Source organism: Terriglobia bacterium, assembly GCA_020072815.1.
Classification (GTDB): domain Bacteria; phylum Acidobacteriota; class Terriglobia; order Terriglobales; family Acidobacteriaceae; genus Angelobacter.
Genome location: JAIQGE010000006.1, coordinates 11,970 through 36,581 on the forward strand (window position 1 = coordinate 11,970; position 24,612 = coordinate 36,581).

Sequence of the window (24,612 nt, forward strand, 5' to 3'; positions counted from 1 at the left end):
TTCACATAGTGGCCGGCTTTGCGCTGACGATCGGCTTGATGGACCTCGGCCCGAAGGCCCTCCTGGTCAGCCACGTAAGACTCCACGCCGTCCGATATCACCGAACAGACTACGTCCTGTGGCTTGCGAAAGCTTGGCCAGGCGCATTTTCGTTGCAGGTCTCGGCCGGACACTAGACGTCGCGCCGCTGGTATTTGCCATGAACACATTGTGCCACAGTCAACTATTTGGCTGAGCCACGCTTGCGCCCAGCAGCGTTTGACGGGAATCGCCAATCGCGGACGAACAATTCCTCGCCATGTCTCTTTGCCCTCTCCGCGCTTGTCCATCCGGCCACTCTCCGCTCAGTCCCTCGCGCGTGACTATGGTCACGGTGTTTCACTGCCAAAGAATGACAAAGTAGAACCTGTAAGCAGCAACACTTCCGCCCCGCTGCCTGCAAGCATACTTCTGCTGGGAAAGCTGAAAGAATTTCATGCTACGCAATTTTTTCTCCGCGCTGTTGCTGTCCAGAGACGCCTTGCCGCTGGATGCGGTCAGGAAAGTTTTCGACGAATACGGGGTGGAGGTCCGCACCGTGCGCACCGCCGAAGAGGCGACCCTGCTGCTTCGGGGCAACCGGTTTGATCTGGCCATTTGCGACTATGACGTTCCTGGAGCGTCGCAACTGGCGTGCCTGGATTCGTACAGCCAATGGGGCGGAATTTCCATGGTGGTGGTGGGCGACGCCGGGGTGCTGGAGAATCTAGGCAAACGCATACACTTCACCGTCCCCAAGCCGGTGACTGCGGACTTGCTGGCTCGCGGACTCAAGGCCGCGTACTCCACCATGGCCAAGCGCCGCTTCGCAACGTACCGGCATACCCTGGCCTTGCGTCCGCTTTCCGGGACGCTGATGCACCACGGAACACAACGATCGCTGGAAAGCGCCGCCGTCGTGAACGTCAGCCAGACCGGACTATGTCTGACGACCCCGCAAAAGCTGCCGCCCGGAGGCATTGTCAGTGTGAGCTTCGCGCTGCCGGAAAGCGAGCGCCAGGTGCACATCATCGGCACCGTTGTCTGGTCAGACCTGTCGGGCAAGACCGGTGTGCGCTTCCATCATCTGCCGGCGCATGAAGAAAAACTGCTAAAGGAGCGGCTGCGCGCCCGGCTGCCGCACGACTTGGATTACATCCTAGGCCCGGAATAGACGGTCACGCCGGACGTAGCTTCAGTCAGGGCTTTTTCGTCGCGTCGGGTGGAAGAGCCTTCTCGGACGCAGCCCGCTTACAGCAGCAGCCGGACATTTCCTTGCCATCGCCCTTGCCGCAAGACATGCCGTCTTTGCCGCCGCAGCAACTCATGCCGTCTTTTCCGCCCATTTCATGACCATGCATATCTTTGCCATGAGCGTCGTGGCCTTCGCCCATGCCCATGCCCATGCCCATGCCGTGCTCATGCATGGCCTTCATCATGTGCATGTGTTTCTCCATGTTACCGACCACAGACTGCCACATGCTGATGTTCAGCTGGAGCTGGTCCTTGGCGGCGGGATCGTTGGTCTTGGCAGCAAGGTCCTTCATCTTTTGCAGGTTGGCTTTCATGCCGTCCATGTCGGCCTGCATCTCTTTCATCATCTTCTCGTGCATGGCGCCCATCTGGTCATGGCCGGCGGCTGCCTGATGATCGTGGCCTTTCTTCTGGTCGTCATGCCCGCTCATATCATGGCCGGATTGCGCGCGGGCGCTGCCGGCAGCCAACAAAACCGCAAAGCAGAATGTAAGCAACTGTTTCATCGCAAGGTTCTCCTCGGCAGCAAGTATAGCGATGGACACAGTGACCCGGTGTGCATAAAAGCACACCCTCTTTTTCTCCCGCGGGAAGCGGATGGTAAGCTGATGGCATCGCTGGTGGTGACGAAATCACCGGCTGAAAAGCAGGGATGATAAGTGGAGAACAACAGCTCAAAGCGCGAATTCCTTCGCCACACGCTGGCCACCTTGGCTTACCGCGCAGGCAAAGCGCTGCGTGGAGCGCCGGAGTCTTTTGCAGCATTCGATCCAGACAAGTCCGGCCGGACGCCGGCGCGCATCCTGGCCCACATGGGCGACCTCATGGACTGGGCGCTCTCCATCAGCAAGGGAGCACAGGTTTGGAGCGACTCCGCGCCCCTGCCCTGGCCGGAGGAGGTTGAGCGTTTCTTTGGCGCGGTGAAGGCCTTTGACGACTACCTGGCTTCCAGTGCGCCTCTGGCTCATCCCGCGGGCAAGATCTTTCAAGGCGCCGTGGCGGACGCTCTCACCCACACCGGCCAGATCAACATACTTCGCCGCCTGGCCGGATGCCCAATTCGCGGAGAGAACTACTTTAAGGCGGAAATTAGTGCTGGGCGGGTGGGACCGGAGCAAGCCAAACCCATGAAGGAGTTTTGACTTGCGCGGCGGCATCGCCCGCGGACGCGCGCAATTCGCGCCGCGCACCTGAAGTCGGCGATATTTCTTGGTTTGCCTTCGCCGGTCAGACTATATTTGCTGTCTTCGCAATCTATGAAACCGACCTATCTATGAAACTACGCATCGTGATCGCCGCACTGCTCGGGTTGCTGCTGGCAGGGCCATTGGTCGCGCAGACCGAAGAGGACGCGCAACCCGAAATCGCGCAAATCGAGCGCATCCTATCCTTTGATTCTCACATTGTCGTCGCCGAAGACCGCTCCATGCTGGTCACGGAAACCATTACTGTGCAGTCGGCGGGCGAGCAAATCAAGCACGGCATCTACCGCGATTTTCCCACCGCATACAAAGACCGGTTGGGCAACCGCTACTCCGTCACCTTCGATATCGTGTCTTTGCAGCGCGACGGCAAGACTGAGGCGTATCACACGTCCGATCTCAGCAACGGCGTGCGCGTGTACTTCGGCAGATCAGACACCATGCTGCCGCCTGGAAAATATACCTACCGGTTCACCTATCGGACGAGCCGCCAACTCGGCTTTTTCCCCGACCACGACGAGCTTTACTGGAACGTCACCGGCGTGGGATGGGATTTTCCCATTGACGTGGCCACCGCAACGGTCGTGCTGCCGTCCCGGGTTCGCAACCTGGTGACCGGACTGGACGGCTATACCGGGTCCGCCGGAGAAAAGGAAAAAGCGTTCACGGCGGCTCGCGATGAAAACAGCAATCCGGTCTTCCGCGCTGAAGGCCTGGGGCCGCACCAGGGCTTGTCCATTGTGGTGACGTGGCCCAAAGGCCTGATCCAGGCGCCCACCAGCCAGGAAAAAATGGACTGGTTCATGGCGGACAACAAAGGGACGATCCTGGGCATCGGCGGGCTGACGATTCTCCTGTTGTATTACGTGGTGGTGTGGATGGCCGTGGGGCGTGACCCTGCAGCCGGGACCATTGTGCCGCTCTATGAACCGCCGGAGAATCTCTCGCCCGCTGCCATGCGCTATCTGAAGCGCATGGGCTTTGACGAGAAGACTTTTACTGCCGCCGTCCTGGGCTTGGCCGCCAAAGGCTACCTCATCGTTAAGCGCGATGACTCGCACACCTACCGGCTGGAACGGAAGAAAGGTTGGGGGGAAGCCGAACAAAAGCTGGCGTCCGACGAGAAAGCCCTGGCGGGCAAGCTCTTTGAAAACGGCGAGAAACTGATACTGGAGCAGAGCAACCACAGCATATTGCAGGCCGCGCGAAAAGCGCTGCAACTTGCGTTGCATGCGGGCATGGAGACCACCTACTTTGTCACCAACCAGCGCTTCCTGTGGCCCGGCATTGGGCTCACCGTGATTGTTGTCGCGGTCACCCTGATTGTGGGGCGCGGGCCGGCCGCGGCCGTCGCCATCTTCATGAGCGTATGGCTTACCGGCTGGACGCTGGGCGTAAGCGCCCTCTTGATCCAGGTGGTGCATGCCTGGCGGAGCGTTCGGACGGAAGGGCCGCTGGCTGCTCCCGCGGCTCTGTTCCTGACCTTGTTCAGCGTGCCCTTTCTGGCGGGTGAATGCTTCGGCATCGGCGTTTTGTGGTGGAACGCGGGCGCCGCGGCTTTTGCCATTGTGTGCATTGCTATTGGCCTGAACGTCTTGTTCCATCACTTGCTGAAAGCCCCCACCCGGCTGGGACGGCAGTTGATGGACAAAGTGGACGGCTTCATGCTCTTTCTGACCGAGGTGGAAGGCCCGCGCTACGCCGCCCTGGCCTCGCCGGCGAAGACCCCGGAGCTGTTTGAGAAGTATCTGCCCTACGCGCTGGCCCTGGGCGTGGAACATGCCTGGGCGCAGCAATTTGTCCAGGTGCTGGCGGCTGCCGGCGTGGCGCCGCAAGGCGGGGGCTACACCCCGTCATGGTGTGTGGGAGCGGGGTTTGCCGCCGCGTCGGCCACGGACTTTACTTCGTCCTTCAGCAGTTCGTTTTCCAGCGCCGTGTCGTCGGCGTCGTCCTCGCCAGGGTCCTCGTCGGGTTCAGGCGGAGGAGGCTCATCCGGCGGCGGGGGTGGCGGCGGCGGTGGCGGCGGCTGGTAAGCGGATCTTTATCCTTGTAAACCGCTTGCGTGTTCCCCGCTCTCTGAGATAGTCCTGCGCCTGGTGCAATCCCGCGCCAAATCTGGCCTCAAAACTCGTGTGACCACCATCACAGCCGGGAACACATCCACGGAGTGACAATCCTTGCTTACGGAGGCGGCTATGAGGAAAGTCCAGATCGCCTTTACCAGCCTGCTTCTGCTCTTCTTTGCGGGAGCAGCCTGCAGAATGATTGCCCAGGACAAAGTGCCGCCGGCCAACGGCGCGTTTGTTTACAACGTTGCTGACCAGGTCACCGTGGAAGGGACCATCCAGGAGGCAAAAGACTACAAGTGTCCGGTTACCGGCACGGTGGGTTCGCACATCACGGTGAAGACCGCCGGCGAAGCGCTTGAAGTCCACCTGGCTCCGGCAACGTACTTGAAAGAATACGAAATGGCGTTTCATGCCGGAGAGAGCGTGAAGCTTGTCGGCGTCAAGATCCAGTTTGAAGGCAAGCCGGCATTGCTGGCCAAGAGCGTGACGGTAGGCGGGGCGACATTCACCTTCCGCGACGCCAAAGGCCGCCCGCTTTGGTAAGAGGATGAGCCGTTGCTGTTTCCCCGGGGGAGGAAATGGCAATTGAAAGGCCGAGCATCTGCCTGATCGCTCGGCCTTTCGTTTTTCTAGACAACCGCTTGGGAGCTGCGTATGCTCTCGGAGCATTCAGCGTCTACTGCAGACGGCTCGGCGCGCAAGCCGGCCTCGCCGTCGTTCTTTCCTTCTAAAAAGCCGCCTGCGTGCTTAGAGTGCTCTGCGAGTAATCCGCACCTGTGGCACGCGGCTCGGCGCGCAAGCCGGCCTCGCCGTCGTTTCTTTCCTTCTAAATAACCGCCTGCGTGCCCTGGCTCGCTCCGCACAAGCTCCGTGCCTAGCACGCGGCGAATTCACGAGCGGGATTTGCGTCGCTCCGACTCAAACCAGAATCGTCAATGTCAATCCGAAACGACGCGGCCGCGCAGAGCACTGCTAGAAAGTAAAGTACCCAAACAATAAAGGGTATAAAGTTGTGGTGCCTAAGCAGGAGCGACCGCAAATGAGACTCTCCCAAACCTTTCTCCTCACATTGTGCTTAGCTGCGCCCTTTGTGGTGGCGGCAGGTCAAACCGCAGAATTCAAGAAAGAAGACTGCGTCGCACAGAACGACGCTGGCTGGCCGTTCCCGTGGTCGGCCATGAAATACTCAATCTCGAACCGCGCGGTGCTCTTGTATAACGGAAAGCCGACGGTGATCCATAAGCAGCTGTTGACCTTTGCTAAGGAAATCTCAATCCCGGTCCCAGGATGTGGCACGAGTCACCTGTTGCGAACCAATAGCATTGGCCGCATTGATTTTGAAGGCCACGTGTTTGCGTACCTGATTTCCGGAGTTGCGGTCAATCGAGATGAGCGCGGGCATGAACGGGCAACCGGAGCAATCAAGTTCGCCATGTGGTACGACGAAGAGGGTGATGGACGATTCAAGAAGGTGATTTGGACCCCGCCCCTACCACCGGCGATTCCGGCGTGGGCACGCGGCAGCAAGGGCCCCAAAGTAAGCGATGACCATCGCTAAGAGAGAACACCTGTCAGGGAAAGAACTCTCTATGGCGATGCAGGAATCGTCGCAGTAACTTTTCCCTTCTTCTGCCGTATCTATTACGATTCCAGGCTGGCCGTGATCACAGACTTCCACAGTCTCTACCAGAGCTACGCGCCCCAGGTGCGGCGGTTTGCCTTGTTCCTGTGCGGCGAGCCGGCGCTGGCGGACGACCTCACGTCAGAGACCTTTGTGCGCGCCTGGACGTCACGCGGCAAGATCCGCGAAGCCACGGTGAAGGCCTACTTGTTCACCATCGCGCGCAATCTTTATCGCGACCACCTGCGGCGCAACAAACGCTTTACTGAACTGGAAGACTCCATGCCTGATGAATCCCCCGGGCTGGAAGCGCGCGCGGAACATAAGGCCGAACTGGACGCGGTGATGGCGGCGCTGCAGCACCTGACGGAAGTGGACCGCGCGGCGCTGCTGATGCGCGTGCAGGAAGAAATGTCATACGAGGAAATTGCCCACGCCCTGGGCTTGCAGGTGAGCACGGTGAAAGTCAAAGTGCATCGCGCGCGCTTAAAGCTGATGCAAGTGCGTGAGATGTTTCAGGAGGAACAACCATGAATGTTGAGCGCGAAGTCATCATTGATCTGCTGCCGGCCTATTTTTCCGGCGAAGCCAGCGCGGCCACCCGCGCCCTGGTGGAAGAATATTTCCGCCAGGACCCGGACTTTGAGCGGATCGCCCGCGGCGCCAACAAATCCGTGGAAGGGCTGAAGGCCCCGTTCGCTCCCCTGGACGACGCGCGGGAAAAGCTCGCGCTCGAACGCGCCCGCCAGGTAATGCAGACGCGCAGCGCCTTCTTCTGGCTGGCGGTGTGTTACACCCTGATCCTGCTGCTGTTCCGCGTCCACGAAGGCAAGATTGTGTGGATCATGTGGGGCACCTCGCCCACCGTGGGCATGACGTTTACCGCGCTGGCGGTGTTCTTCTGGCTGTTCTACCTGCGCGTGCGCCGCCGCTGCGAACCTCTGCCCACCTACACCATATTCTTTTGGCTGGCATTCTTCTATACGCTGCTCACGCTGCTGTTCCGGATCCAGGACCACAAAATCAAACCGGTCTTCTTCGGCGCCGACCCTACCGCGGGTTTCATCTTCGCCGGACTGGCGGTGGTCCTGTGGGGCGTGTACTTCTATCAGCGATGGAAAGCCAGGGTGACTCGTGATTGACATTGTGCGCATGCAAAAATGCTATCGGAAAATCTCTTGGGATGACGGCTCCAAAATTGGCTAGGATACACTCTGCGTGAATCTAAGATCTGTCTCCGTCCTTGCGACTCTCGTTCTAATCGCGGCGGTCGTAGCTCTGGGCGTTGCCGGCGGCCTGCTCGGCACCGGCCCGGTCAGCATTTCGCTGCAAATTGGCGGGCTGCTGCTGATGCTGTGGGCGCGTTTAACGTTTGGCTTGCGCAGCTTTCATTTTGCGGCCAACCCAACGGCAGGCGCTCTAATCACGCGGGGCCCATACCGATATGTTCGCAATCCAATTTACGCCGCGGCTTGGCTGATCTTGTGGACTGGCGTCGCGGTGCACTGGTCGCTGGTCAATGCGCTGCTGGGATTGCTGATAGCCGCCATGCTGCTCGTCAGGATCGCCTGCGAAGAGCACTTTCTCCGCGCGGCTTACCTTGAATATGAAGACTATGCGCGCAAAACTGCTCGCGTGGTTCCGTTCCTCATCTAACTTCCTTTACGGGTTCGTCGTAATCTCCCCCACGTACGCCACCGTGTCGCCATTCTTCATGGACGGCACGCTGCATATATAAAGGATCACGCCGGCCGCGGGCGCGCGCGCTTCCAGAATGGTTTTGCCGAAGTAGTCAGTGACGTAGCCGATCTTCATGCCCGCTTCCACGTACGCTCCGCGCTGCACCAAGGGATAGAAGATGCCGGTCTGGTCGCTGGCGACGGTGTCAATCTTGCCGATCCACACCGGATGCTCCACCACAGCGGGCGCGCCGGACAGCATCTTCAGATAGCGCATCACGCTCAGCGTGCCGTTGACCAGCGATTGCACGTCGTCGGTCTGGACGGTCCCGGCGTATCCGGCTTCCACCGCAATGGCCGGCTTGCCGCGGGTGTTGGCGGTGTTGTCCAGATAACGCGACGCGTTGGGATCTTTGGGGCGGTCGGCCCAGACGATGATGGTGTTGAGGCCGAAAGCCATCGCCATGTCATGGGTGATGGCGTCCTGCTTGGCGTTGCCGCTCTTGGGCCAATACGCGTAAGGCGTAAGGCTCTCGTCCAGGTCGCCGCCGTGATAGTCAATCAAGTAATCGCAGCGCTCGATGACCTGCTTGGTGATCACCCACGACGCGCGCTCGGTCTGCGTGCCGTCCGCCTTGCCGGGATAGAAGCGGTTCATGTTCTTGCTGTCCACCGGGTTCAGGTGCGGGACTTTCTGCTCGAACGAAGCAGTGTTGACCAGCGGAAGTATGAGCACCGTGCCGGAAATCTGCGCGGGATCAAGTGCCTGAATCAACTTTTCCAGGGCGATCACCGATGCGTATTCCGTCCCGTGCGAACCAGATACCAATGCCAGTACTGGGCCAGGCTTTGCGCCGTGGACCACGACAACCGGAATCGCGGTTGCAGCGTCCGAGCCGGCGGGGACTTCCAGAACGCCGGTGGCTTTCTGTCCGGGCGCGGCGCTGGCGGTGCCGAGCGTGAAATTGTTCTGTGCGAAGACGGTGAGCGACGCGGCCAACAGAGATGCGAGCGTGACAACGGTGAAGCAGTTTTTCATAGCGACGAAAGTATACTCGCTCCGGCGGCGGAAGCCTCAGCGGCTCAGCGCGCTCGCTTGGCCCCCAGCAGGCACACGGCGATCACGCACGGCTGCGCGGAGCGATTGTGCCAGGCATGCCGCGTTCCGTTCTGCACCACGCAGTCCCCGGCCTTCAAATGGACCTCCGCGCCGTCGTCCAGTTCCAGCCAGACTTCACCGGAGATCACCACGTCAAAGTCCACGGTGTCCGTAGTGTGCATGCCGCGGCCGCCCGGTTCCAGGGCTTCAGCCATGCCGGGCACCTTGGCTTCCAGTTCCGCCAGGACCTTGTCGGGATCCGGAGGCGGCTCAGGAGCGCGCTCGGTGTAAGGCGGCAGCGTGAAGAAGCCGAAGCGGTAGCCGGCGGTGGAAGGAAAGTACCTGGGTTGCGACGGCGCGCTGCCGTCGGCAGGAAGCGCCGGTGGCTGGTCACTGCCCCACATGCGATGGAACTCATAGCCGGACGCCAAGGCTGCTGGGTTGACGGCTTCATCATGGACGAAAATTGATTTTCCCGGACCGGTCTTACCGGTGACGACGCGTCGGATCTTCATGCGCGCCATTGTACGCCCTTGCGCGGTCTTACTCGATCCTCACTACTCGCTCATTCACCTTGGCGAACCGCTCAAACATGGCCGGATCGTGGCCGGGGACAATGAGGCGGGGGCTGCCGGCGATTTGTTTCATACGGTCCTGAGCGCGAAGGTTGGAGGCCGCGTCCAGCGTCTGGGCGATGGGCAGGTGCTTCTCCAGGTTTTCGTAGAGATACATGTTGTCGCTGGCCAGGACCACGGTGCCAGCTTTGGTCTTCACGCCGACATATTGCGACTGGTACGTATGTTTCCCGCCGATGTAGCAAGTCACGCCGGGAAGGATCTCCTGGGCATCGCCTTCCACCAGGCCGACGCGGCCTTCCATGTTCAGCTTCACCAGTGCCATGACGTCATCTTTCTCAATCCCGCCGTGGGTGTTCTTGTGCTGCCAGGCTTCGCCGGTGTAGTAGGTGTATTCGTCGCGCTGCAGCCATATGCGGGCGTTGGGAAACAAGTCCATGCCGTCGGCGTGGTCCCAGTGCATGTGGGTGATGATCACGTCAGTGATTTCTTCCGGCTTGACGCCGGCGCGGACCACGGCTTCCGACGCCTTGAGGAAGTCTTTCACCGTCCAGTCTTTGAAAAACTGGTCGCGATAGAACCCGGAGTCCACCAGAATATTGCGGCCGCTGCCCTTGATGAGCCATACGGCCATGGCGATGTCCAGCTTGCGCGCGGGATCGGCGCCCTGGACCAGCGCGCCCACGGGAAAGTCAGGAATGGTGGCGTAGCGGATGGCATACACCTCATACTGCGGCGGCGGGTTGTCGGCAGCCGAAGCGCAGAAGCAAACGATCGCGCAAAAACTAAAGACAATGCATCTGAACTGAGCAAACATGTTGGTGGTCCTGGCTTTGAAAAGTTTTCAAATACTACAAGCTGCGCGCCCGTGAAATAATGGGAATCTGAATGTTTAGGACTCCCCAAGCCCCGTCTCTCATGCGGCGAATCGGGACCAGCGTGTTGCTGGGCGTCCTCATCGCTGCTCTTGGCGTGTGGTTCGAGATTCTGATCAGCCACAAGTCATTCTCGATGGTCGAGGCGATTGATGACATCATTATTGGGATGCTTGCCGCGCTGGTGGTTTTCAGTTACGAGCAAAGGCAGTATCGCGCGACCATGGAAAAGATCCGTGTCATCGCGGGTATGAACCACCACGTCCGCAACGCGCTGCAGGCGATATCTTACGCTCCCTACACCGAGCAGGCAAAACAGATCAAGATGATTAGCGAATCGGTGAGCCGCATCGAGTGGGCGCTGCGCGAAGTCCTGCCGGGAGAATCTGAGCCGGCGGACGAGGGCAGCGTCAAAGCATACAGCCATAAGTTCCCGGCGAACACGCCGCGCTAAACCTGCCCTTCGCGCTAAACCACCTCTTCGCGCGAAGTCAGCCCTTTGCGCTAGACCAACTCTTCGCGCTGGACCACTCTTTTGCGTTAAACCAGCGCTTTGAAAATGGCGATGGGCAACAAAATGCCAATCGCCAGCCCGTAAGCCAGGTCCGCCCAGAAAAACTTGGCATAGTTCAGGACGTAAACCACAGCCACAATGGGGTAGCTGACAATCGCCAGCAGGTTGAACTTTCGCGCTTCCGCCGGCATGAGCTTCCACATCGCTTTCAGGTCCTGCGTGGAGGGGAAGGCGTGCATGCCAATGGACAATCCCAGCCAGTAGAAGAAATAGGCCAAAGGGTCGGCGATGCGGAATTCCCACAGCGGCAGAAATGCAGCGAAACAAAAGAGCACGCAGAACGCTGAGTTCAGAAAGAACGGCCCCATCGCCACCAGGAAGTTTTTCTTGAAATCAGTGGTGGCTTCATGAATTACATATCCGGCGGGATTGCCAAAGCGGAAATAACTGACGTCAAAGACCGCGAGCCGGGCAATGCGGCAGCAGAGCAAATGCGCCGCCTCGTGCACGATGACTCCGGGAAAGGTAAGCACCGAGATGACGACGCCAGGGATCAGGAACATCAGCGCTTGGCTCCTTTCGGCGGGAAACGGCGGTCGTATTCGTCTTTGTCCAGAATCTCGCGGGACTGCAAGCGGTAGCGAATGCGCACCGAGTAGCTGTCATAAGCAGCGCGGTCGTCGGGCGAGGCCTGCGCCAGAGTTTGCGCCTTGGCCAGCAGCTGCTCGGCCTGGTCGCGGAACTTGGCGTCTCCGGTCAGAGCGTATTTGCAAGCCACGGCGGCAGCCACGCCGGCATTGAGGTTGGGATCGTTGGGACTTTTGTCCAGGGCAGCCTGGGCAAACGTCAGCGACGCATCATAATCTTTGCGATAAAACGCGGCGCGCGAATTGAAGACCTCAGACGCAATCACCAGGTTAAGGGCTTGCGGGTATTCCTTGGCGGCTTCGGTCATGAGCCGAGCGGCCTCGCCATACTGGCCTTGGCCATCAAGCGTAACGGCGCGCCGCGCTTTGCGCACCGCGTCCACCGAGCGCTTAAATATCCCGTTGACTTCTTTGTACAGGGCATCATCATGATCCCAATGCGAGCGCTGCCTGAGGAAACGCTCGGCGCCGTCAGGATCACCCGCCATGAAATTCGCTTTGGCGCCCAGAAGGACGGCCTTTTGCGTGTCCGGCAAGATCAAGAGCGCTTGCTGAAATTCATTGGAAGCGCGGGTATAGTCTTGGCGGCCCATGGCGCGTTCACCACGGACCATGTGGCGTTCCGCGGCAAAGTAATGCCGGCTGCGCCACAGCGACCATCCCAGAAGCACGAGCAACACGGCCAGGCTGGCTTTGAGCCAGAGCGGGAATGGCCGATGGTAGAGCCCGGGAGCGCAGCTATCGCAGACCGGTTTGCCGCCGATGAGCGGAAGCGCGGTGTCGCCGAGGTCCGTCGCGCAAACCGAGCAGATGGTGGGGTCCATGATGCGCCCGAGCTGCAGCTTTTCGCCCGCTGCTTTGGTTTCCGCCGGGAGCTTTTCCGCGCAAGACGCGCAGATGGGCCTCCCGTCCAGGGCAAACATCTCTCCCGACGGTTGTTCAGAACCGCAGACGCTACAGGTTGCTTTGCGCATGTAGTAGTTCTATTTGAGCAATGTTGGCGACAAGACGCAACTGCCTTCCGACGCTGGACCAAAGAAGGACGCCAGCGTGCGCACCAGCTAGCGAGCCGGCCTGCCCTGGATCGCTTTTAGCTCTTCGACGCTGATCTCCCGCCACTCTCCCGGCTGGAGACCTTGCAGTTGGAGCCGGCCGATGGCCACGCGCACCAGGCGAAGCGTGGGATGGCCGACCGCGGCGGTCATCCGCCGCACCTGGCGGTTGCGGCCTTCGGTGAGCGTGAGCTCCAGCCACGCCGTGGGAATGTTCTTGCGAAAGCGAATCGGAGGGTCGCGCGGCGGAAGCGCCGGTTCTTCCGCCAGAAGCCGTGCCTGAGCCGGCAGCGTGCGCTTGCCCTGGATGACCACGCCTTCGGCCAAGCGGCGCAATGCGTCGCCCGACGGGCTACCTTCCACTTGCACCCAATAAGTTCGCGGGTGTTGGAACTTGGGATCGGTGAGCCGGTGCTGCAAGTCGCCGTCGTCGGTGAGCAGCAGCAGGCCTTCACTGTCATGATCGAGGCGGCCGGCGGGATAGACGCCTTTGAGCGAAATGTATTGCTTAAGCGTATGCCCAGCGCCGGAAAACTGGCTCAGCGCGCCAAACGGCTTGTAAAAGAGGATGTAGCGGTATGGCACCGACTAAGCTTACCTGATGCCGGGGAGTCAGAAAGCAACGCATGGGCGCGGAGAGCAAAGGCACGAGTGGAAAGGAGCGTAAACTGCGCGACAGTTGAGGCTACAGGTTCGCAACGTTGCATCAGCGCCCATGATCGCTTTCTTTCTGGCTGGCGTTGCGGTTATGAAGAGTCGCAAACGCAGTATGAATCGCCAACACCGCCAGAAAATCTGTTGTCAAAGACCAAGTACGAGTGCGCGAAACGTCTGGCGTTCCGCACAGAGCTGCCGGAAGCTTACGCCATGGCCAGCAGGAAATAGCCAACACCGAGCCAGGTGGCAAACGCGCCCACGGTCAGCGCGACCCGGAGAGAGAAACTATCAAGAGTGCGATTATTTTTGCCGTCGAACATCATGTATTGTTTCCTTTCAAAACTAATTACGTTTGTAGTTGGGTTTTGGTTACAACAAACTTCGAGCATTTCTATTGCACCTGCCATGCCAAGGCGCCGACAAGCTGCAAAGCCTTGGTTTTCAGCATGTAATCGCGCCGCTGAGCAATGATCATGGCCTTAAGGTGTTCGCTTTCGAATCTAATACTGTTCGCAATCGGACACTAATAAAGAGACCAAACCAAACAGCGGAGCGTCCGTCTAATGAGCATGCACACGCGAGTCTGCGTGTGCTCAGCGATCTCCCGTGCAGTAAAATCAGGAAGTGGTAACTCCTTCTTCTGTTTCCTCTCACAAGTCCCCTAGTCTGCGGAGCACGGCGCCGGGACCGGGCATTCTCGGCTTTTTTCTCAGCCTGCCGAAATTCAAGAGAGATCCATTAGGCTGCTTTGCTGAAATGGCGCGCGAGTTCGGCGACGTGGTCCGCTATCGCGGCATGTGGACCACCTACCAGCTAAACCATCCCGACCATATCCAGCAGGTGCTGCAGACCAATTTTGCCGCCTATCGCAAAGGGCGCGACTACAGCATCCTGAAGCTCTCGCTGGGCGAAGGCCTGCTGACCAGCGAAGGCGCGTTGTGGCAGCGGCAGCGCAAGATGACCCAGGCGGCGTTTCAGAGCCAGCAGGTGGCCTCGTCCGTGCGCGTGATGGAAGGGCAGGCGCTGGCGATGTTGGAACGGTGGCAGCAGCGCGCGGCCTCGGGCGAAGTCTTTGACATTGTTCCCGACCTGATGCGGCTCACACTGAACATTGTGAGCCAGGCGCTTTTCTCCACCAGCCTGGAAGCCGATCTTGACGTGATCCAGCAGGCGCTGCACGTGGGCCGCGAGTTTTCCGTGGACCGCGCATGGTCGGTGGTGCGGGTGCCGCACCAGATTCCCACGCGCCGCCACCGCGAGCATCGCAAATCCATGGCCAGCTTTCACGCCGTGGTGGACCGCATGATCGCCGCGCGCGAGAACTCGCCGGAGAGCGGAGGCAAGACCGACCTGCTGACGTCGCTGATGGACGCTCGCGACGACACCGGGGCCGCCATGTCCGCCAAGCAACTGCGCGACGAAGTGGCCACGCTGCTTACCGCCGGACATGAGACCACCACGCTGGCGCTGGCCTGGGCGCTGTTTCTCATCGCCACGCGGCCGGAAGTGATGGAACGCATGGCCGATGAGGCGCGCTTCCTCAACGGCGCCGCGCCCGCGTATGAAGACCTGTTCAAGCTGAAGTACACGCGCAACGTCGCCGAAGAAGCCATGCGTCTGTACCCGCCGGTGTGGGCGATCTCGCGGACGGCGGTGAAGGAAGACGAGATTGGCGGTTACCAAGTTGCGCCGGGGACGGAGGTCCTGATCTTCCCTTGCGTCACGCACCGCGACCCGCGCTGGTGGCCGGAGCCGGAGCGTTTCAATCCAGAGCGTTTTGCCGCGGAGAATGCGGCGGCGCGTCCGCGCTGCGCCTATCTTCCTTTCGGCGCCGGACCGCGCACCTGCGTGGGCCTGAACTTCGCCATGACGGAAATCCTGGTGGTGCTGGCGATGACTCTCCAGCGCTTTCGCCTGGAGCTGGCGGTGGACCCCGCCAAAGTGGAAGCCGAGCCTTCCGTGACGCTGCGTCCGCGACGCGGTGTGCCGGTGCGACTGCGGAGTGTGTGAAGCCCTCATCTCTCGCTGGAACCCTAAGCGCCTGATCGGTGTCTTAGTCCTTCGGACAATCTGCCAACACCCGTGAGGTGGCCATCCATGCTGGAAGCCCGGGCCCTGACCAAGTGCTACGCCAGCCTGCCGGCGGTGAGCAATGTGAGCTTCACCATCCGCCCGGGAGAAATCCTCGGCTACCTGGGACCCAACGGGTCGGGCAAAAGCACCACCGTCAAGATGATCACCGGGCTCATGGAGCCCACGCGCGGCGAAGTCCTGTTTCATGGCCAGAACATCACGCGCGATCTGCCGGCCTTCAAGCGGCGCCTGGGTTACGTCCCGGAAGAAGCCCTGCTCTATCCTTTTCTTACCGGATGGGAATACCTGGAATTTGTCGGCACCCTGCGCGGCATGGACCGCGAGCAGTTGCGCAAACGCGCCGCAGCGCTGCTGGAGTTGTTCAAGCTGTACCCGCACCGCCACGGATCCATCGCGTCGTATTCCAAGGGGATGCGGCAACGCGTGCTGCTGATCGCCGCGCTCATGCACGATCCGGAAATTCTGGTCTTCGACGAACCCCTCTCCGGCCTGGACATCACTTCCGCCATGGTGTTCCGCAAGCTGGTGAAGTCGCTGGGCGAGCAAGGCAAGATCATCTTTTATTGCTCGCACGTGCTGGAAGTGGTGGAGAAGCTTTGCTCGCATGTGCTCATCCTGCGCCAGGGCGAACTGGTGGCCCACGGAACCGTCAATGACATACAGAACATGAGCGGTCTGGCGTCACTGGAAGACACGTTTTCCCACCTCATGGAAGACGACGACGCGGAAGTCACCGCCCGCAGCATTGTGGAGATCATGAGCGCGTGATCGCAACCTGGCGTTTGCTGCTGGAACAACACAAAGCGCGGATGCTGACCCAGCCGTTCTGGCGGCTGGTTTCGCACTTTGGGCTGCGCCTGACCGCCGCGGGCGATGCCGGCGAAGGCGAACTCAACCTGGGCATCGGCGCGATTCTGGCGCTGCTGGCGGCGCCGGGCGGCTTCATCTCGATCCTCCTCTTCAACAAGTATTCTTCCCTGCTGCGCTGGGTGCGCGGCCAATTGGAGTTTGATCCGTATCCGGCGTCGCTAGGCGACCAATACTTCTTCTTTGCCTTCTCCGTGGCCATCACCGGAATTGTCACGGTGCTCAAGTGGGACAGCATTTTCCCCGACCGCCGCGACTACGCCAACCTGGCGCCGCTGCCCATCCGCACGCGGACGATTTTTCTGGCCAACATCACGGCCATCATCACCCTAGCGGTGATTTTTGCCGTTGACGTCAACCTGTTCTCGTCGTTCCTGTTTTCCATGGACGTGACCATCAACCTGAAGTTTCATGACTTCCTGGCGTTCAGCGCGACGCACGCTCTCGGCGTGCTGCTGGCCAGCTTGTTTACGTTCTTCGCGTTGTTTGCGATCATCGGCCTGCTCATGGTGGTGTTGCCGGAAGCCGCGTTCCGCCGCGTTTCCATTTACGCGCGGATGGCCGTCGTCACGGCGCTGTTGCTCTTGCTCTGTTACAGCTTTGCCGTCCTGCCGCTGCTGACCGCGCCCGCCGGCACGCGCGGCAAGGTCTTTGAACTGCTGCCTCCGGTTTGGTTCCTGGGACTTTCGCGCACGCTGCTCCATCGCGCTGACCCGGACCTGATGCGTCTGGGCATGATGGGGCTCAAACTCACCGGCCTGGCGATGGTCACTGCCGCGGGCGTTTACGTCCTCAGCTACTACCGGCACTTCATACGCCTGCCGGAAATGCTGGACACCACCACGGCGCGGCGCAACCGCTCACGGGTGTGGAACATGCTGGGCCGCGCGGCGGACCGCATCATGCTGCGCACACCGTTCGAGCGCGCCGAGTATCGCTTTGCCATGAAGGCCCTGCTGCGCAGCGACCGGCACATGCTTTTCTTCGGTGGCTTTGCCGGACTTGGCGTGGTGATCGCCGCGCAAACTCTGGCGTCAGCTTTCGCCCACCCGCCTGCCGCCGCGCCCGGCTTGCCCGGCGTCGCCATCCTGTCTTTGCCGTTCATCATTTCTTACACCGTGATCTGCGGGCTCAGGTTTGTTTTTGAGCTGCCGGCGGAACTGCGCGCCAACTGGCTGCACCGCGCCATTGTGGACTATGACCAGCACCAGGCCGCGCGGCTGGCGCGCAAGATCATGCTGACCTTCGTGTGGCCGTGGCTGGCGCTGGTCGCCCTGCCGATTTACGCCCGCGCCTTTGGTTGGACACTCGCCGCCGGACACGTGGCCGTGGTCATGACCGCCAGCTATTGTCTGGCCGGCGTGCTGCTGCGCCGCTACCGCAAGGTCCCGTTCACTTGCGCGTACGCGCCCTGGAAGCAGAGCGCCACGGTCATGGCGGTGCTCTACGCTCTGGGCTTTCTGATGTTCGTGACCACCGTGCCGGAGTGGGAGCGGATATTCCTGCGGCGCAGCCCGTGGATGCTTTGGCTGCTCGCGGCGATGATCTTTGCCGCGTGGAAGCTCTACGCCTGGTTCCGTTACGACGAACTCGATGAGACCCACCTGGTGTTTGAAGAACCCGAGGCGGCGGGATACCAGTGGCTGAACCTGCAGGGAAGGTGAAGCATTCGTGGACGCCTTCAAGGCAACGGTCATCGCTCTTGCGGGCTTGTGACGAAGGAAATCGAACAGAAGCCCGGCTTCTTACCGCAGCGGCTAAGCGGAGCGTTTCAGCGATCAACCAGGAATCTTCACATGACTAGCCAATGATAGCGCCCCTACATAGGTACTTCCAGTCGTCCCATTATGGAACTAGCGCTATATTTATTCAACAATATTTCACCTAGGCCTATATTGCCACGACTTACATATACCCATATATGGCGATAGATTAATATAGTTTATTCCAAACAGGAGATCAGAGATGAAACTATTCCACGTCGCTGCTCGGTTAGCTCTAGCGATATTGTCTATGACTGGGCTATGTACGCCAGCTCTTGCTGCCTGCAGCGCACCTATTAGCATACTTCCAGCTGCTCCAACATTTCACTATGGATCAGGCGCAGGCGGCCCTAACTTTGTCACTATCACCGCGGGCATGAACGGCTCCGTAAGCTGTACTTGGACAGCTAAGGCAAGCGGAACATTCATCACGGCATCTCCTTTGTCGGGTGGGGGCGGCTCAGCGAATCAATTTGTCCTGACCTTTTCGGTGTCCGCGAATCCGGACCTGGCTTCTCGAACCGGCAACATTGTGATCACCCAGTCAGATCAGACCACCGCGACAGTGAACATCATTCAAGATGCGGCCATCGGAGATTTTTCCATATCTGCAGACCCCGTGGAGACAGCCACACCGGGCGGAACGGCCCTTTATAACATTTCAGTGGTACGGTTCCAGAACTTCACCGGGGCTGTCAGCCTCGCGCTTCTTAATCCTCCGAGTGGCGTGGGATCGAGTTTCAGCACAAATCCTGTTACGGGCATTTCATCCACCATGACCCTCACCGTAGCCACGAATGTCGCGCCTGGGATTTATCCCATGACGCTCAAAGGTACGAATGGAAATGTAAACCGGTCAATAGTAGTTACTTTGAATGTGGCCAATCAGGCCCGAAGTTCCCTGGTTACTTTCGTAGATCCTACTTTTGCGAGTGGAGCCAGTCAGGACATATTTTATGTTGGGAATGACCAGCATATCCGGCACATCTTTGCCACATCGGCTTGGCAGCAAGAGGACCTGACCGCACTTTCCGCAGGACCTGCAGCCGCCGCTTCCAGTCCGGTTTCCGGGTATCTGGACTCCGCGCAGATCACAGGCACCGCCCAGCATATCTTTTACCTCAGCAGTAATAACCATGTGCATCATTTATTTGGAACAGCTGGAGCCTGGCACGACAATGACATTACCACTCTGAGCGGCGCCACCGCCGTGGGAGCGGGAAGTCCCTTGTCAAGCTTCCTGGATCCAACTTCAAGTACTGGATTCCTTCAATCCGTTTTCTATTTGGGTACCGATCAGCACGTACATCGCATTTCGTTGAGTGGGACAACCTGGCAGAGTGACGATTTGACTGTTCGCAGCAATGCTCCGTTGGCGATGGCAGGCAGTCCGCTTTCCAGTTTTGTGGATGCCAACGGTGTTACCGGCTCCCCGATTGGAGTGTTCTATCTGGGAACTGATAAGCACGTTCACCACATATTTGAATTTCCGAGTGGCTGGCAGACTGATGATCTTACAGCGCTCTCCGGAGCACCTGCGGCCACTTTTGTGAGTTCGTTGTCGACATTCCTGGACGCGAGTTCAGCGACCGGAGCGCGGCAAAATGTGTATTACATAGGATCAGATCAACACGTGCACCATATCTTCGCGTTCACCAGCACGGGCACATGGCAAACCGACGATATCTCGGCGATCACAGGTGCCCCGTCCGCATCGGCTGGATCTTCAATCTCCAGCTTCCTGGACCGAACCTTCCTTACTGGCGCTGCCCAGGCGGTGTTTTATTTCGGAACCGATGGGCATGTGAATCATATATTTGGGACGGCGACCGGTTGGCAGCGGGACGATATTTCGAGCCTTTCTCAAGCACTGGCCGCTGAGTCTGGAAGCCCAGTTTCCAGCTTTCTTGATAACACGCTCGTCACAGGAGCAAGTCAGGGCGTCTTCTATGTGGGCACGGACCATCACGTGCACCATATCTTTGCGATGTCTACCTGGCAAACAGACGATCTAACTGCTCTTTCAGGGGCGGTTCCCGTAAATTGACACTCTAATAATCCCGGGGAAGGGTTACGCTCTTTCCCGGGATTTCTTTGCATCTTGAAGAGATAACTTCCAAATCCAAACCTCCTCGCGCCCCGTAATTCCACCGGAGGCTGGCACATCAACGGTCTTTGGAACTCAGTGAAACCGTGTCCCCTGGCCCACAATGTGCAATGGGGGACACATTCCAGAGAGCGTCGCCGGCTGCAAAAGATTGCAGCAAGTCATTTTGAATGAATTTGTTAGGGTCGCTGCAACGTCTGGCCGGCGGAGTGCACTATAAGTCAAGTGAAACCTGTTGGCAGTTGGGGAATCTGTAAGAAGTGCAGAATTACTGAACCGCAATGAAGCTTTTTACGTCCAACGTTTATTGAGCCGGCAGGAACAAGGAGAAGCAGACGATGTTTGGCCGCAAGCAAACCCGGGAAGAAGAATTCGCCACCCGCAAGGACTTCCAGAAGATTTTCTCGGAAGACATGAACAACCTGCACCTGCTGGCGCTGCTGCTCACCGCGGACCAGGACGTGGCGGCGGAATGCTTTGTGGCCGGACTGGAAGACAGCATCGGCGGCAACGCGGTGTTCGCGCAGTGGGCGCGGTCATGGAGCAAGCGGGCCATCATCAAGAACGCCATCAAAGCGGTGACGCCGCAACCCGGCGATCCGTTGCCGGACAAAAAAGCTGAGTGGCAGATTGACGGCGCGATGGCGGGAGATTTCAACCGTCAGGAAATTCTGCAAGCGGTGACCGCGCTGGCGCCCTTTGAGCGGTTTGTGTTCGTGATGTCCGTGCTGGAAGGCTACTCCGTGCAGGAGTGCTCCAGCTTGCTGGGTTGCACCGTGCAGCAAGTAGTCGCGGCGCAACAGCTGGCGCTACGGGACCTCTCCCAGGTGGAGCTGGCCAAGCCGGCGACGCCGAATTGCTTCGCGCTGCCTCGACGGGCGATGCTGGCGGCGGACGTCGCGTAAGAGCCACCGTTTGCTTGGTTGCGCGGGAGCGCGCGCCTTATAACACCTTTCCGCCCGCCATCCGCACCAGGCCGCGCAGAATTCGTTCCGTGGCGGGGCCGAAAGGCATGTCGGTGGTGAGATAAGTCCAGGTGGCGCCGCGTTGCTTGGGCAAGATTCCAGACGTCTGCGCTTCCGCTAGCCGCCGCGCTGACTCTTCTTCGATATTGGCTTCCAGCCGCGTAAACATCTGGTGGACGTTGATCAAGTATTCGTGCAGCGGGTCGCGACTCCATGACACCAGGTGGATGCCCGCGCGGTAGTCGGCGACCTCGGCCAGGTAGTCCGCCCAGAGATCGTCAAGGGTCGTCAGCCGGACCAGGCGTTCCAACTCTGACATCGGAGTGGCAGAAACATCAGCGCTTTCATTTTCCGCGTCGGGTTCATCCGTGTATTCCAGTCCGATGCGGTTTTCCCGCGGGAACTTCGCGGGTCGCTCCCCCTTAAGCACCTGCTGGCGCCTTTTCTGGATGATCTGGCGCTGGCCTTCAATGACCGATTCATACTTGTTGAGAAACTGGCGGGCGGTCAGGTTCTGGCCTTCCACCACGCGCTGGATCGCCTCGGCGCTTGCATTGCGCAGCAGCGGATCGTCGCCCGCGAAACGCTGTAGCAGATCATCCTGCAGCGAGATGAAGAAGCGTGACGAGCCGGGATCGCCCTGGCGTCCGGCGCGCCCGCGCAGTTGGTGATCAATGCGGCGGCTCTCATGTTTGTTGGTGCCGATCACGTACAACCCGCCGAGCTCCGCCACCCCGGCGCCCAGTTGTATGTCCGTGCCGCGCCCCGCCATGTTGGTGGAGATGGTGACCGCGCCGCGCTCGCCGGCGCGCGCCACGATGCCAGCTTCCTGCTCTTCATTGCGCGCGTTCAGCACGTGGTGCGGAATGCCCGCAGCGTGCAGCCGCCGGCTGAAGCGTTCAGATTCTTCCACGCTGGTGGTGCCCACCAGCACCGGGCGTCCTGAGCGCCAGGTCGCAAAAATCTCATCGAGCACCGCTTCTTCTTTCTCAGCTTTGTTCGCGAAGAGCTCATCGGGATGGTCCACACGAATTACCGGGCGATTGGTGGGGATGACCTCCACCTCCAGCCCGTAGAGTTCCCGGAGTTCGCGGGCCTGCGTGGCGGCCGTGCCGGTCATCCCGCAGACCTGCGGGTACAGCGCGACCAGGTTCTGCAAAGTAATGGAGCCCAGCACCTGGCCTTGCTTCTTCAGCGCCACGCCTTCTTTGGCTTCAATCGCCGAGTGCAATCCCGCGGGCCAGCGGCGGTCCTGTACGATGCGTCCTTTGAACTCGTCCACCGACTCAATGGCGCCATCTTTGACCAGGTAATCCACGTCGCGCCGCAGGAGCGCGTGCGCGTGGAGCGAATCCTGGATCGCGCACAGCAGGTTCAGGTTTCTCTCTTCGTACAGACTGCCGGAGTGAAAAGCCTGCTCGGCGATGTGCGCGCCTTCCGCCGTCAGGACCGCGTTGCGCCCGTGTTCATCCACGGTGTAGTGGACGCCGCGACGCATGTGCCGCGTGACTGTGTCCACGCGGTAGGGAAGCGACTCAACCACGGCGTCGCCGCCGGCGATCACCAGCGGAATGCGCGCTTCGTCAATCAGGATGGAGTCGGCTTCATCAATCACCGCCACCGCGAACGGGCGATGCACCTGTTCTTCCGCATGCAAGGCAAGCTGGTCGCGAAGAAAGTCAAAGCCAACTTCATTGGCCGTGGCGTAGGTGACGTCACGCGAGTAGGCCTGCTGGCGTTCAGCGGCAGTCATTTCGCGCTGGATGTACCCGACGCTGAGACCAAAATATTCGTAAATCCCGCGCATCCAGTTGGCGTCGCGCCGCGCCAGGTAGTCATTCACGGTCATCACGTGGACGCCCTGTCCGGCGCGGGCATAACAAATCACCGCGGGGACGGCCGCCAGGGTTTTGCCTTCGCCGGTTTGCATCTCAGCGATGCGGCCTTCGCTGAGCGTCAGCGCGCCGCGCAGCTGGACGTCAAACATGTTCTGGCTGAGCACGCGGGACGCTGCATCGGCTGCCGCGGCCGTGATCTCCGTCCGGCTCGTCGCGTCTTGCGCGAACGCCCGCAGTTCCGCGTCCGTCCTTTCTCGCAACTCCGCGCGCAGGGCATTGATGTGGCGGACCTCCTCCGCCATCGGGTCGCGGCGGGAAAACAATGCTCGTAAGAGCTGGCGCATGGCCCCTCCTTTATCTCACTTCCAGGCTGCAATTTGCGTGTTTAATCGGCGAGTGAGAAAGAAGGAGGAGCACGGGAATGCAAACTTGCAGAAAACCCGGTCAAAAGGGCAGGAGCCGGTTGCGCGGGGTGCTGGAAATCGCAAAGCGCGCGGCAAGGTGAAGCGACAAACCTGACCTCCGCGGGCCGGCTGGCTCTTGCTTCGCTTTGCCACAGGATGGCATATGCATCGGCGGCGCGCTCGGCGCGCACGGGTACCGGCTGCGTTGTCAGAACAGAAACCACCGCCGCCAGAATCAGAATTGAAGTACGCCGGACCATCCGCCTAAAAGTATGGCACGGTGGGCATGAATTCAGAAACACTTTTGCCGGGGTAGTGAATCAGGTTAAGCTGAGCCACTACCCGTATCAGCGTCTAGCGATTCGCTTGCGAATTGCGGGCCTTTAGGCAGACGATCATCGCCGGCGAAAGCTGGTACAATAATGTCCAGCGCGTCGCATCCTCGCGGAGAGATGGCCGAGTGGCTGAAGGCGGCGGTTTGCTAAACCGTTATAGGGGCTAACACTTCTATCGGGGGTTCGAATCCCCCTCTCTCCGCCAGATTCTCCTTTGTTTCCTCAGCAGCTCAGCATTCCTGCGTATCCTCTGCGTTCCCCCTATCACTTTCGTTACATCTGCGGTGGGGCCATGCGCAGCAGGAACTCCGTCCCGCTTAGGAGCTTGAAGTTCTTCTTCTTGGCGGTCATCACCGTCATCACCGGACGCTTATCGAGGACCCAATTCAGCTTTAGTCCATCGATCCCTATCGCTCCGCTGGAATCTTCTTGCAGGTTCGACTTCGGTTCGTTCTTGCCTTTCAGGATCGCGGTCTGCACCGCCGCGCTTGAACCTGCGGCTGAACTAGCCCCCGCGTTTCCAGTCCGCTGTGTAGGCTCAGCGGAGTGGTTCATGGAGTAGAACGGGTCAGATGACAGGTCCTCCGGTGGAGTCGCCACCGCTGCAATGATGCCCACCAGGCGGACCTCTTGACCGGGATTCGGCGTCGCCTGGTCGAGCGCGATCGAAACCGTATTCCCGTCTTTCGCGTCAACCACCGTCGCGCTTAACGCAGTGCCGTGCGGCATGAGAGTCTTCCCCTTGACCACAAGATCGCGCGTAAGGTGCAGGGCGATCTTGTCTCCTGCCTTGGCCGTCTTGAAGTCCAAAGTTTTGTCCAGGGTGCAGAATCCAATGGCGGGCTGCTGCGCGCCTGCTGCCAGAGCCAAGAGAAGTAGCATCAAAGGAACTGCAATGGTTCGACGCATGGTTCGCTCCAGTAAAACGCCGGCACGAAGTGTAACACCAGAACGCGGGCGAATCACTGCAAAGAAGA

At 59.7% G+C, this 24,612-nt stretch carries 23 protein-coding genes and 1 tRNA gene; 15 read left to right on the forward strand and 9 right to left on the reverse strand.

What is annotated here, in order from left to right; genetic code table 11:
- Positions 1-475 precede the first annotated feature (475 nt).
- Positions 476-1,192, forward strand: coding sequence for a response regulator (locus LAO20_09020; GenBank protein MBZ5531560.1), 717 nt, complete (start codon positions 476-478; stop codon positions 1,190-1,192).
- 25 nt (positions 1,193-1,217) lie between these two features.
- Here LAO20_09020 and LAO20_09025 read toward each other — a convergent pair whose 3' ends face one another.
- The gene (locus LAO20_09025) at positions 1,218-1,778 is read right to left on the reverse strand and encodes a hypothetical protein (protein MBZ5531561.1); all 561 of its coding nucleotides are present in this window, start codon (positions 1,776-1,778) and stop codon (positions 1,218-1,220) included.
- 153 nt (positions 1,779-1,931) lie between these two features.
- Here LAO20_09025 and LAO20_09030 point away from each other — a divergent pair, with 153 nt between their 5' ends.
- The 7 genes from LAO20_09030 (at position 1,932) to LAO20_09060 (ending at position 7,820) form a co-directional block, all read left to right on the forward strand.
- Entirely contained in the window at positions 1,932-2,414 is a 483-nt protein-coding gene (locus LAO20_09030) for a hypothetical protein (GenBank protein ID MBZ5531562.1), read from the forward strand.
- Between the two features lie 131 nt (positions 2,415-2,545).
- The gene (locus tag LAO20_09035; GenBank protein ID MBZ5531563.1) at positions 2,546-4,507 is read left to right on the forward strand and encodes a DUF2207 domain-containing protein; all 1,962 of its coding nucleotides are present in this window, start codon (positions 2,546-2,548) and stop codon (positions 4,505-4,507) included.
- Positions 4,508-4,669: 162 nt separating this feature from the next.
- A complete protein-coding gene (locus LAO20_09040) occupies positions 4,670-5,086 on the forward strand; it encodes a hypothetical protein (protein MBZ5531564.1) in 417 nt (138 codons plus the stop codon).
- A 496-nt stretch (positions 5,087-5,582) separates the two neighbouring features.
- Positions 5,583-6,101: a hypothetical protein gene (locus tag LAO20_09045; GenBank protein MBZ5531565.1), complete on the forward strand. Its 519-nt coding sequence runs from the start codon at positions 5,583-5,585 to the stop codon at positions 6,099-6,101.
- Between the two features lie 102 nt (positions 6,102-6,203).
- Positions 6,204-6,698: a sigma-70 family RNA polymerase sigma factor gene (locus LAO20_09050; GenBank protein MBZ5531566.1), complete on the forward strand. Its 495-nt coding sequence runs from the start codon at positions 6,204-6,206 to the stop codon at positions 6,696-6,698.
- On the forward strand, positions 6,695-7,306 hold the full coding sequence (locus LAO20_09055; GenBank protein MBZ5531567.1) for a hypothetical protein: 612 nt from the start codon (positions 6,695-6,697) through the stop codon (positions 7,304-7,306). Before LAO20_09050 ends, LAO20_09055 begins: the two co-directional genes overlap by 4 nt.
- Before the next feature lie 76 nt (positions 7,307-7,382).
- On the forward strand, positions 7,383-7,820 hold the full coding sequence (locus tag LAO20_09060; protein MBZ5531568.1) for a hypothetical protein: 438 nt from the start codon (positions 7,383-7,385) through the stop codon (positions 7,818-7,820).
- A 6-nt stretch (positions 7,821-7,826) separates the two neighbouring features.
- On the opposite strand, the gene LAO20_09065 is transcribed toward LAO20_09060, so the two are convergent.
- Genes LAO20_09065 through LAO20_09075 form a run of 3 tightly spaced genes read right to left on the reverse strand, consistent with a single transcriptional unit; the run spans position 7,827 to position 10,334 of the window.
- Positions 7,827-8,882 (reverse strand): succinylglutamate desuccinylase/aspartoacylase family protein, encoded by a 1,056-nt coding sequence (locus LAO20_09065; protein MBZ5531569.1) that lies wholly within the window; start codon positions 8,880-8,882, stop codon positions 7,827-7,829.
- Between the two features lie 44 nt (positions 8,883-8,926).
- Positions 8,927-9,457, reverse strand: a complete 531-nt coding sequence (locus LAO20_09070; GenBank protein MBZ5531570.1) for a cupin domain-containing protein — start codon at positions 9,455-9,457, stop codon at positions 8,927-8,929.
- A gap of 28 nt (positions 9,458-9,485) precedes the next feature.
- Positions 9,486-10,334 (reverse strand): N-acyl homoserine lactonase family protein, encoded by an 849-nt coding sequence (locus tag LAO20_09075; GenBank protein ID MBZ5531571.1) that lies wholly within the window; start codon positions 10,332-10,334, stop codon positions 9,486-9,488.
- Between the two features lie 71 nt (positions 10,335-10,405).
- On the opposite strand from LAO20_09075, the gene LAO20_09080 reads away from it, so the two are divergent.
- Complete coding sequence (locus tag LAO20_09080; protein MBZ5531572.1) at positions 10,406-10,846, forward strand: hypothetical protein; 441 nt, start codon at positions 10,406-10,408, stop codon at positions 10,844-10,846.
- A gap of 86 nt (positions 10,847-10,932) precedes the next feature.
- On the opposite strand, the gene LAO20_09085 is transcribed toward LAO20_09080, so the two are convergent.
- The 3 genes from LAO20_09085 to LAO20_09095 form a co-directional block, all read right to left on the reverse strand.
- Positions 10,933-11,469, reverse strand: a complete 537-nt coding sequence (locus LAO20_09085; protein ID MBZ5531573.1) for a metalloprotease family protein — start codon at positions 11,467-11,469, stop codon at positions 10,933-10,935.
- Complete coding sequence (locus LAO20_09090; GenBank protein MBZ5531574.1) at positions 11,469-12,527, reverse strand: tetratricopeptide repeat protein; 1,059 nt, start codon at positions 12,525-12,527, stop codon at positions 11,469-11,471. Before LAO20_09090 ends, LAO20_09085 begins: the two co-directional genes overlap by 1 nt.
- A gap of 87 nt (positions 12,528-12,614) precedes the next feature.
- Entirely contained in the window at positions 12,615-13,190 is a 576-nt protein-coding gene (locus tag LAO20_09095; protein ID MBZ5531575.1) for a pseudouridine synthase, read from the reverse strand.
- 696 nt (positions 13,191-13,886) lie between these two features.
- Between LAO20_09095 and LAO20_09100 the strand changes: the two genes are divergently transcribed.
- From LAO20_09100 to LAO20_09120, 5 genes are all read left to right on the forward strand, one after another.
- Entirely contained in the window at positions 13,887-15,272 is a 1,386-nt protein-coding gene (locus LAO20_09100; GenBank protein MBZ5531576.1) for a cytochrome P450, read from the forward strand.
- A gap of 87 nt (positions 15,273-15,359) precedes the next feature.
- Entirely contained in the window at positions 15,360-16,124 is a 765-nt protein-coding gene (locus tag LAO20_09105) for an ABC transporter ATP-binding protein (GenBank protein ID MBZ5531577.1), read from the forward strand.
- Positions 16,121-17,887: a hypothetical protein gene (locus LAO20_09110; protein ID MBZ5531578.1), complete on the forward strand. Its 1,767-nt coding sequence runs from the start codon at positions 16,121-16,123 to the stop codon at positions 17,885-17,887. Before LAO20_09105 ends, LAO20_09110 begins: the two co-directional genes overlap by 4 nt.
- A 301-nt stretch (positions 17,888-18,188) precedes the next feature.
- A complete protein-coding gene (locus LAO20_09115) occupies positions 18,189-20,033 on the forward strand; it encodes a BACON domain-containing protein (protein MBZ5531579.1) in 1,845 nt (614 codons plus the stop codon).
- Positions 20,034-20,431: 398 nt separating this feature from the next.
- Positions 20,432-20,998, forward strand: a complete 567-nt coding sequence (locus tag LAO20_09120) for a hypothetical protein (protein MBZ5531580.1) — start codon at positions 20,432-20,434, stop codon at positions 20,996-20,998.
- A 37-nt stretch (positions 20,999-21,035) separates the two neighbouring features.
- Here LAO20_09120 and LAO20_09125 read toward each other — a convergent pair whose 3' ends face one another.
- Positions 21,036-23,240, reverse strand: a complete 2,205-nt coding sequence (locus LAO20_09125; protein ID MBZ5531581.1) for an accessory Sec system translocase SecA2 — start codon at positions 23,238-23,240, stop codon at positions 21,036-21,038.
- Between the two features lie 506 nt (positions 23,241-23,746).
- Here LAO20_09125 and LAO20_09130 point away from each other — a divergent pair.
- A tRNA-Ser gene (locus tag LAO20_09130) sits at positions 23,747-23,840 on the forward strand.
- A 68-nt stretch (positions 23,841-23,908) separates the two neighbouring features.
- Here LAO20_09130 and LAO20_09135 read toward each other — a convergent pair.
- Positions 23,909-24,544: a hypothetical protein gene (locus tag LAO20_09135; GenBank protein ID MBZ5531582.1), complete on the reverse strand. Its 636-nt coding sequence runs from the start codon at positions 24,542-24,544 to the stop codon at positions 23,909-23,911.
- Between the last annotated feature and the right edge of the window lie 68 nt (positions 24,545-24,612).

Bases quoted from the DNA above. Each gene is read 5' to 3' on its own strand.
- LAO20_09085 (MBZ5531573.1), bottom strand. From the start codon at position 11,469: ATGTTCCTGATCCCTGGCGTCGTCATCTCGGTGCTTACCTTTCCCGGA.
- LAO20_09090 (MBZ5531574.1), bottom strand. From the start codon at position 12,527: ATGCGCAAAGCAACCTGTAGCGTCTGCGGTTCTGAACAACCGTCGGGA.
- LAO20_09115 (MBZ5531579.1), top strand. From the start codon at position 18,189: ATGAAACTATTCCACGTCGCTGCTCGGTTAGCTCTAGCGATATTGTCT.
- LAO20_09135 (MBZ5531582.1), bottom strand. From the start codon at position 24,544: ATGCGTCGAACCATTGCAGTTCCTTTGATGCTACTTCTCTTGGCTCTG.
- LAO20_09020 (MBZ5531560.1), top strand. From the start codon at position 476: ATGCTACGCAATTTTTTCTCCGCGCTGTTGCTGTCCAGAGACGCCTTG.
- LAO20_09055 (MBZ5531567.1), top strand. From the start codon at position 6,695: ATGAATGTTGAGCGCGAAGTCATCATTGATCTGCTGCCGGCCTATTTT.
- LAO20_09075 (MBZ5531571.1), bottom strand. From the start codon at position 10,334: ATGTTTGCTCAGTTCAGATGCATTGTCTTTAGTTTTTGCGCGATCGTT.
- LAO20_09065 (MBZ5531569.1), bottom strand. From the start codon at position 8,882: ATGAAAAACTGCTTCACCGTTGTCACGCTCGCATCTCTGTTGGCCGCG.
- LAO20_09070 (MBZ5531570.1), bottom strand. From the start codon at position 9,457: ATGAAGATCCGACGCGTCGTCACCGGTAAGACCGGTCCGGGAAAATCA.
- LAO20_09035 (MBZ5531563.1), top strand. From the start codon at position 2,546: ATGAAACTACGCATCGTGATCGCCGCACTGCTCGGGTTGCTGCTGGCA.
- LAO20_09125 (MBZ5531581.1), bottom strand. From the start codon at position 23,240: ATGCGCCAGCTCTTACGAGCATTGTTTTCCCGCCGCGACCCGATGGCG.
- LAO20_09120 (MBZ5531580.1), top strand. From the start codon at position 20,432: ATGTTTGGCCGCAAGCAAACCCGGGAAGAAGAATTCGCCACCCGCAAG.
- LAO20_09040 (MBZ5531564.1), top strand. From the start codon at position 4,670: ATGAGGAAAGTCCAGATCGCCTTTACCAGCCTGCTTCTGCTCTTCTTT.
- LAO20_09025 (MBZ5531561.1), bottom strand. From the start codon at position 1,778: ATGAAACAGTTGCTTACATTCTGCTTTGCGGTTTTGTTGGCTGCCGGC.
- LAO20_09045 (MBZ5531565.1), top strand. From the start codon at position 5,583: ATGAGACTCTCCCAAACCTTTCTCCTCACATTGTGCTTAGCTGCGCCC.
- LAO20_09080 (MBZ5531572.1), top strand. From the start codon at position 10,406: ATGTTTAGGACTCCCCAAGCCCCGTCTCTCATGCGGCGAATCGGGACC.
- LAO20_09105 (MBZ5531577.1), top strand. From the start codon at position 15,360: ATGCTGGAAGCCCGGGCCCTGACCAAGTGCTACGCCAGCCTGCCGGCG.